Raw genomic sequence first — 1,634 nt, 5'->3', positions numbered from 1 at the left:
TCTGATCGTTGGCAGGGGGCTGGAAAAGTGTGTCGATGCCGCCCGCTTTGCCGGTATTGCCCGGTTCATTCTGGTTTCGGTGTTTCCGGACGCGGGGCGCGATCGGGAGACCAGCCCTGGGTTCGAGCACTACATGCGGGTGAAGAAGACCGCGGACGTCTATCTCGTGGCGACCGGTCTGGACTGGCTGATCGTGCGGCCGGGGACATTGCGTGACGAGCCCGGAAAGGGCCTGGTCGCAGCCGGACTCGCGATCGAATACGGCGACATCGCCCGCGATGACGTCGCCGCCTTCCTCGATGTCGCCCTGCACCGGCCCGCGCTCAACCGGATCATCGTGGAGCTGACCGGCGGACACACCCCTGTCGCCGAGGCCGTCGAGCTCGTCCTCGAGCGGTCCACCACGGCCAGGGAATAGCCGAAAGCCACATTTCACGGCCGAAATTCGCGCGCGGATCGCAACCGGGTGCGGCAAATGCGCGAGATACCTGGAATAGTTGGGGCGGAACGCACAAGGACCGAGGCGAAAGCGGGGATGTTGGTGACTTCGACTGACGGTGTGAGCGGGGTAAGCACGGTGAAGGATGCGCCGCCGCCCTCGCCATCGAACACCCTCGAGCGCGATGTCCAGACCCTGGAAAAGGCGATCTACGAAGTCAAACGGGTGATCGTCGGTCAGGATCGCCTGGTCGAGCGGCTGTTGGTCGGAGTTCTCGCCAAGGGGCACGTGCTGCTGGAGGGTGTGCCGGGTATCGCCAAGACCCTGGCCGTGGAGACCTTCGCGACGGTGGTGGGCGGTAGCTTCTCCCGCGTCCAGTTCACGCCGGACCTGGTGCCCACCGACCTCGTCGGTACCCGCATCTACCGGCAGGGCCGCGAGGAATTCGATACCGAGCTGGGCCCGGTGGTCGCGAACTTCGTGCTCGCCGACGAGATCAACCGCGCGCCCGCCAAGGTGCAGTCCGCGCTGCTCGAGGTGATGGCCGAGCGGCACGTGTCCATCGGCGGCAAGACCTACCCGATGCCGAATCCGTTCCTGGTCATGGCGACTCAGAACCCGATCGAGTCGGAGGGCGTGTACCCGCTGCCCGAGGCGCAGCGCGACCGCTTCCTGTTCAAGGTCGTGGTGGACTACCCCTCCGTCGAGGAGGAGCGCGAGATCATCTACCGGATGGGCGTCACCCCGCCCGCGGCCAAGCGCGTGCTGGATCCGGAAGAGCTGGTGCGGCTGCAGGCCGTGGCCGCCAATACCTTCGTGCACCACGCACTGGTCGACTACGTGGTCCGCGTGATCGCCGCGACCCGCAAGCCCGCCGAGTTCGGCATGCACGATGTGGCCGGGTGGATCTCCTACGGTGCTTCGCCGCGTGCCTCGCTGGGCATCATCGCCGCCGCGCGCGCGGTCGCGCTGATCCGCGGCCGCGATTATGTGGTGCCGCAGGACGTGGTCGAGGTGATCCCGGATGTGCTGCGCCACCGCCTGGTGCTGTCCTACGACGCGCTCGCCGACGAGGTCAGCCCCGACGACGTGATCAAGCGCGTGCTGCAGACGGTCGGCCTGCCGCAGGTCGCCGCGCAGGCCAATGCGCCCGCCGGTGCCGCGCCCGCCGCGCCGATGCCCGCCCCGGCCGCGC

General features: G+C 67.8%; 2 protein-coding genes. Both read left to right on the top strand.

What is annotated here, in order from left to right:
- Nucleotides 1-418, top strand: a 418-nt coding sequence (locus ACWELQ_RS45360) for an NAD(P)H-binding protein (protein ID WP_452403137.1), incomplete at its 5' end; no start/stop codon positions are given.
- A 117-nt stretch (nt 419-535) separates the two neighbouring features.
- The coding region (locus tag ACWELQ_RS45355; RefSeq protein WP_452403136.1) for an AAA family ATPase at nt 536-1,634 on the top strand (1,099 nt) is incomplete at its 3' end.

The sequence above is a fragment of the Nocardia sp. NPDC004722 genome, assembly GCF_053601505.1.
This window is presented reverse-complemented; position numbering and strand designations above follow the sequence as displayed.